Raw genomic sequence first — 5,154 nt, 5'->3', positions numbered from 1 at the left:
GGTAACACGGGTTCGAATCCCGTACGGACTATGGTGTATTGTGGTTAGAAAAAACTTGAAAAAAGTTTAAAAAATCTGTTGACAGAGACAGATGGCTGTGATATACTAATATAGTTGTCGCTTGAGAGAGAATGAGAGACAAAGACCTTTGAAAACTGAACAAGACGAACCAATGTGCAGGGCACTATAACTGAAGTTATAGTACTGAACAATGAAAAAAACAATAAATCTGTCAGTGACAGAAATGAGTGAGAACTCAAACTTTTAATGAGAGTTTGATCCTGGCTCAGGACGAACGCTGGCGGCGTGCCTAATACATGCAAGTAGAACGCTGAAGGAGGAGCTTGCTTCTCTGGATGAGTTGCGAACGGGTGAGTAACGCGTAGGTAACCTACCTGGTAGCGGGGGATAACTATTGGAAACGATAGCTAATACCGCATAAGAGTAGATGTCGCATGACATTTGCTTGAAAGGTGCAATTGCATCACTACCAGATGGACCTGCGTTGTATTAGCTAGTTGGTGAGGTAACGGCTCACCAAGGCAACGATACATAGCCGACCTGAGAGGGTGATCGGCCACACTGGGACTGAGACACGGCCCAGACTCCTACGGGAGGCAGCAGTAGGGAATCTTCGGCAATGGACGGAAGTCTGACCGAGCAACGCCGCGTGAGTGAAGAAGGTTTTCGGATCGTAAAGCTCTGTTGTAAGAGAAGAACGAGTGTGAGAGTGGAAAGTTCACACTGTGACGGTATCTTACCAGAAAGGGACGGCTAACTACGTGCCAGCAGCCGCGGTAATACGTAGGTCCCGAGCGTTGTCCGGATTTATTGGGCGTAAAGCGAGCGCAGGCGGTTAGATAAGTCTGAAGTTAAAGGCTGTGGCTTAACCATAGTACGCTTTGGAAACTGTTTAACTTGAGTGCAAGAGGGGAGAGTGGAATTCCATGTGTAGCGGTGAAATGCGTAGATATATGGAGGAACACCGGTGGCGAAAGCGGCTCTCTGGCTTGTAACTGACGCTGAGGCTCGAAAGCGTGGGGAGCAAACAGGATTAGATACCCTGGTAGTCCACGCCGTAAACGATGAGTGCTAGGTGTTAGACCCTTTCCGGGGTTTAGTGCCGCAGCTAACGCATTAAGCACTCCGCCTGGGGAGTACGACCGCAAGGTTGAAACTCAAAGGAATTGACGGGGGCCCGCACAAGCGGTGGAGCATGTGGTTTAATTCGAAGCAACGCGAAGAACCTTACCAGGTCTTGACATCCCTCTGACCGCTCTAGAGATAGAGTTTTCCTTCGGGACAGAGGTGACAGGTGGTGCATGGTTGTCGTCAGCTCGTGTCGTGAGATGTTGGGTTAAGTCCCGCAACGAGCGCAACCCCTATTGTTAGTTGCCATCATTCAGTTGGGCACTCTAGCGAGACTGCCGGTAATAAACCGGAGGAAGGTGGGGATGACGTCAAATCATCATGCCCCTTATGACCTGGGCTACACACGTGCTACAATGGCTGGTACAACGAGTCGCAAGCCGGTGACGGCAAGCTAATCTCTTAAAGCCAGTCTCAGTTCGGATTGTAGGCTGCAACTCGCCTACATGAAGTCGGAATCGCTAGTAATCGCGGATCAGCACGCCGCGGTGAATACGTTCCCGGGCCTTGTACACACCGCCCGTCACACCACGAGAGTTTGTAACACCCGAAGTCGGTGAGGTAACCATTTGGAGCCAGCCGCCTAAGGTGGGATAGATGATTGGGGTGAAGTCGTAACAAGGTAGCCGTATCGGAAGGTGCGGCTGGATCACCTCCTTTCTAAGGATAAGGAACTGCACATTGGTCTTGTTTAGTCTTGAGAGGTCTTGTGGGGCCTTAGCTCAGCTGGGAGAGCGCCTGCTTTGCACGCAGGAGGTCAGCGGTTCGATCCCGCTAGGCTCCATTGGTGAGAGATCACCAAGTAATGCACATTGAAAATTGAATATCTATATCAAATAGTAACAAGAAAATAAACCGAAAACGCTGTAGTATTAATAAGAGTTTATGACTGAAAGGTCAAAAAATAAGGTTAAGTTAATAAGGGCGCACGGTGGATGCCTTGGCACTAGGAGCCGAAGAAGGACGTGACAAACGACGATATGCCTTGGGTAGCTGTAAGTAAGCGATGATCCAGGGATTTCCGAATGGGGGAACCCAACAGGTACTACCTGTTACCCGCATCTGTTAAGGATGTGAGGAGGAAGACGCAGTGAACTGAAACATCTAAGTAGCTGCAGGAAGAGAAAGCAAAAGCGATTGCCTTAGTAGCGGCGAGCGAAACGGCAGGAGGGCAAACCGAAGAGTTTACTCTTCGGGGTTGTAGGACTGCAATGTGGACTCAAAGATTATAGAAGAATGATTTGGGAAGATCAGCCAAAGAGAGTAATAGCCTCGTATTTAAAATAGTCTTTGTACCTAGCAGTATCCTGAGTACGGCGGGACACGTGAAATCCCGTCGGAATCTGGGAGGACCATCTCCCAACCCTAAATACTCCCTAGTGACCGATAGTGAACCAGTACCGTGAGGGAAAGGTGAAAAGCACCCCGGGAGGGGAGTGAAATAGAACCTGAAACCGTGTGCCTACAACAAGTTCGAGCCCGTTAATGGGTGAGAGCGTGCCTTTTGTAGAATGAACCGGCGAGTTACGATATGATGCGAGGTTAAGTTGAAGAGACGGAGCCGCAGGGAAACCGAGTCTGAATAGGGCGCATTAGTATCATGTCGTAGACCCGAAACCATGTGACCTACCCATGAGCAGGTTGAAGGTGCGGTAAGACGCACTGGAGGACCGAACCAGGGCACGTTGAAAAGTGCTTGGATGACTTGTGGGTAGCGGAGAAATTCCAAACGAACTTGGAGATAGCTGGTTCTCTCCGAAATAGCTTTAGGGCTAGCGTCGACATCAAGATTCTTGGAGGTAGAGCACTGTTTGGGTGAGGGGTCCATCCCGGATTACCAATCTCAGATAAACTCCGAATGCCAATGAATTATGGTCGGCAGTCAGACTGCGAGTGCTAAGATCCGTAGTCGAAAGGGAAACAGCCCAGACCACCAGCTAAGGTCCCAAAATAATTGTTAAGTGGAAAAGGATGTGGGGTTGCACAGACAACTAGGATGTTAGCTTAGAAGCAGCTATTCATTCAAAGAGTGCGTAATAGCTCACTAGTCGAGTGACCCTGCGCCGAAAATGTACCGGGGCTAAAACAATTTACCGAAGCTGTGGATACCTTTATAGGTATGGTAGGAGAGCGTTCTATGTGTGAAGAAGGTATACCGTGAGGAGTGCTGGAACGCATAGAAGTGAGAATGCCGGTATGAGTAGCGAAAGACAGGTGAGAATCCTGTCCACCGTAAGACTAAGGTTTCCAGGGGAAGGCTCGTCCGCCCTGGGTTAGTCGGGACCTAAGGAGAGACCGAAAGGTGTATCCGATGGACAACAGGTTGATATTCCTGTACTAGAGTATGTAGTGATGGAGGGACGCAGTAGGCTAACTAAAGCAGACGAATGGAAGTGTCTGTCTAAGCAGTGAGGTGTGAATTGAGTTAAATGCTTAGTTCTATAACATTGAGCTGTGATGGGGAGCGAAGTTTAGTAGCGAAGTTAGTGACGTCACACTGCCAAGAAAAGCTTCTAGCGTTTAAACATACTCTACCCGTACCGCAAACCGACACAGGTAGTCGAGGCGAGTAGCCTCAGGTGAGCGAGAGAACTCTCGTTAAGGAACTCGGCAAAATGACCCCGTAACTTCGGGAGAAGGGGTGCTGACTTTAGGTCAGCCGCAGTGAATAGGCCCAAGCAACTGTTTATCAAAAACACAGCTCTCTGCTAAATCGTAAGATGATGTATAGGGGGTGACGCCTGCCCGGTGCTGGAAGGTTAAGAGGAGTGCTTAGGAGTAATCCGAAGGTATGAATTGAAGCCCCAGTAAACGGCGGCCGTAACTATAACGGTCCTAAGGTAGCGAAATTCCTTGTCGGGTAAGTTCCGACCCGCACGAAAGGCGTAATGATTTGGGCACTGTCTCAACGAGAGACTCGGTGAAATTTTAGTACCTGTGAAGATGCAGGTTACCCGCGACAGGACGGAAAGACCCCATGGAGCTTTACTGCAGTTTGATATTGAGTGTCTGTACCACATGTACAGGATAGGTAGGAGTCTAAGAGATCGGGACGCCAGTTTCGAAGGAGACGTTGTTGGGATACTACCCTTGTGTTATGGCCACTCTAACCCGGATAGGTTATCCCTATCGGAGACAGTGTCTGACGGGCAGTTTGACTGGGGCGGTCGCCTCCTAAAAGGTAACGGAGGCGCCCAAAGGTTCCCTCAGAATGGTTGGAAATCATTCGCAGAGTGTAAAGGTATAAGGGAGCTTGACTGCGAGAGCTACAACTCGAGCAGGGACGAAAGTCGGGCTTAGTGATCCGGTGGTTCCGTATGGAAGGGCCATCGCTCAACGGATAAAAGCTACCCTGGGGATAACAGGCTTATCTCCCCCAAGAGTTCACATCGACGGGGAGGTTTGGCACCTCGATGTCGGCTCGTCGCATCCTGGGGCTGTAGTCGGTCCCAAGGGTTGGGCTGTTCGCCCATTAAAGCGGCACGCGAGCTGGGTTCAGAACGTCGTGAGACAGTTCGGTCCCTATCCGTCGCGGGCGTAGGAAATTTGAGAGGATCTGCTCCTAGTACGAGAGGACCAGAGTGGACTTACCGCTGGTGTACCAGTTGTCTTGCCAAAGGCATCGCTGGGTAGCTATGTAGGGAAGGGATAAACGCTGAAAGCATCTAAGTGTGAAACCCACCTCAAGATGAGATTTCCCATGATTTTATATCAGTAAGAGCCCTGAGAGATGATCAGGTAGATAGGTTAGAAGTGGAAGTGTGGCGACACATGTAGCGGACTAATACTAATAGCTCGAGGACTTATCCAAAGTAACTGAGAATACGAAAGCGAAGGTTTTCTTGGTATTTGATAGATATTCAATTTTGAGTAGGTATTACTCAGAGTTAAGTGACGATAGCCTAGGAGATACACCTGTACCCATGCCGAACACAGCAGTTAAGCCCTAGAACGCCGGAAGTAGTTGGGGGTTGCCCCCTGTGAGATATGGAAGTCGCTTAGCTT

General features: G+C 49.5%; 1 tRNA gene and 3 rRNA genes. All 4 read left to right on the top strand.

What is annotated here, in order from left to right:
• Positions 1 to 263 precede the first annotated feature (263 nt).
• The 4 genes from HMPREF2991_RS03270 to rrf all read left to right on the top strand — a co-directional run bounded on the left by HMPREF2991_RS03270 (position 264) and on the right by rrf (position 5,152).
• Positions 264 to 1,809 (top strand): 16S ribosomal RNA (locus HMPREF2991_RS03270).
• Between the two features lie 51 nt (positions 1,810 to 1,860).
• Positions 1,861 to 1,933 (top strand) — tRNA-Ala (locus tag HMPREF2991_RS03265).
• 124 nt (positions 1,934 to 2,057) lie between these two features.
• Positions 2,058 to 4,960 (top strand): 23S ribosomal RNA (locus HMPREF2991_RS03260).
• A gap of 76 nt (positions 4,961 to 5,036) precedes the next feature.
• A 5S ribosomal RNA gene (gene rrf / locus HMPREF2991_RS03255) occupies positions 5,037 to 5,152 on the top strand.
• Together the 16S, 23S and 5S rRNA genes with 1 tRNA gene alongside form the textbook arrangement of a ribosomal RNA operon.
• The last annotated feature ends 2 nt before the right edge of the window (positions 5,153 to 5,154 follow it).

The organism is Streptococcus sp. HMSC072D07 (assembly GCF_001814835.1).
In the GTDB taxonomy this organism is placed as follows: Bacteria; Bacillota; Bacilli; order Lactobacillales; family Streptococcaceae; genus Streptococcus.
The sequence above is the reverse complement of the archived record's forward strand: the minus strand, read 5'-3'. Positions and strand labels throughout refer to the sequence as shown.